Origin of the sequence: Thioalkalivibrio denitrificans (assembly GCF_002000365.1) — a bacterium.
GTDB classification, from domain to species: domain Bacteria; phylum Pseudomonadota; class Gammaproteobacteria; order Ectothiorhodospirales; family Ectothiorhodospiraceae; genus Thioalkalivibrio_A; species Thioalkalivibrio_A denitrificans.
Window position 1 is genome coordinate 8,667 of the sequence record NZ_MVBK01000123.1, and the last position, 1,319, is coordinate 9,985.

General features: G+C 64.2%; 1 protein-coding gene. It reads right to left on the reverse strand.

Annotated features, from left to right (window positions below; all coding sequences use genetic code 11):
- Positions 1-207 precede the first annotated feature (207 nt).
- A complete protein-coding gene (gene galE / locus B1C78_RS15970) occupies positions 208-1,191 on the reverse strand; it encodes a UDP-glucose 4-epimerase GalE (protein WP_077280163.1) in 984 nt (327 codons plus the stop codon).
- Positions 1,192-1,319 lie beyond the last annotated feature (128 nt).

The following is a 1,319-nucleotide window of genomic DNA, read 5'->3' on the forward strand; positions in this document are numbered from 1 at the left end:
TCGCCTGCTCCCGCGATCCCGGTGCGATATGCGGGCTACTGGTCCCTGGTGACGCGGTTCACTCGCACACCTGCATAAACATTATGCATTTTTCGCGCCTGCCCGAACAGAATGCCGCCAAATCAATGGGTTGCATGGATTGACGTGACAGCCTTCAAGATTCCATGCCTCAAATTGTAAAAAACACCGACACCTGATCGTGGCTGTTCAGTGTCCGAGCCGGCGCTCCCAGTCCAGAGATGTGCGCACGATCACATCAAGATCGTCCAGTTCGGGGCCCCAGTCAAGGGCCCCGCGGATGGCGTCGCTGACGGCGATCAGGCGGGGCGGATCGCCCGGCCGGCGCCCCGCCTCGCGCACGGGCAGGGGTGTGCCCAGCACCCGTTCCACCGCATCGACGACCTCGCGGACACTGAACCCCTTCCCGTACCCCACGTTGAAGGTGGTGGAAGATTTTCCGTCACGCAAGTACGCCAGGGCCCGCACGTGGGCGTCGGCGAGGTCCGTGACGTGGATGTAGTCGCGCACGCCGGTGCCGTCCGGGGTGGGATAGTCGGTGCCGAAGACGGTGAGTTCGGGGCGCTTGCCCAGCGCCACCTCGCAGGCCACCTTGATCAACAGGGTGGCCTCCCGGGTGGATTGCCCGATACGGCCCCCGGGGTCCGAGCCCGCCACGTTGAAATAGCGCAGGATCACGTGGCGCAGGTCGGTCGCGGCCGACAGGTCCCGGAGCATCCACTCGCTCATGAGCTTGGAGGTGCCGTAGGGGTTGATGGGCGCCGTGGGGCTGTCCTCCCGGGCCAGCCCGTCGTCCGGGATGCCGTAGACGGCCGCGGTGGAGGAGAAGACGAAGTGCCTGACTCCCGCGTCGCGGCAGCATTCCAGCAGGTTGCGGGTGGCGCAGGTGTTGTTGCGGTAGTACTTGAGCGGGTCGGAGACCGATTCCGGCACGATGGTGTGGGCGGCGAAGTGCATCACCGTGTCGATGTCGTGTTCGGCCAGCACCCGGCTGACCAGTGCCCGGTCCCCCGTATCCCCCTCCACGAAGGTGCCCTGGAGGACCGCCTCGCGAAACCCGGTGGAGAGGTTGTCCAGCACCACCACCCGCTCGCCCGCCTCCGCCAGCATCAGCGCCACATGGCTGCCGATGTAACCGGCGCCGCCGGTAACGAGGATGGCTTTCTGTGTCATGTTCGGGTTGCTCCTGGAAGGCGTTTTCTAACCACGAAGGACACGAAGAACACGAAGAAAAATCAAGAGCATTTCTCTCGCAAAGACGCGAAGCCCGCCAAGGAAATCCATAGAAACTATGAAGGGCC

Bases quoted from the DNA above. Each gene is read 5' to 3' on its own strand.
- galE (WP_077280163.1), bottom strand. From the start codon at position 1,191: ATGACACAGAAAGCCATCCTCGTTACCGGCGGCGCCGGTTACATCGGC.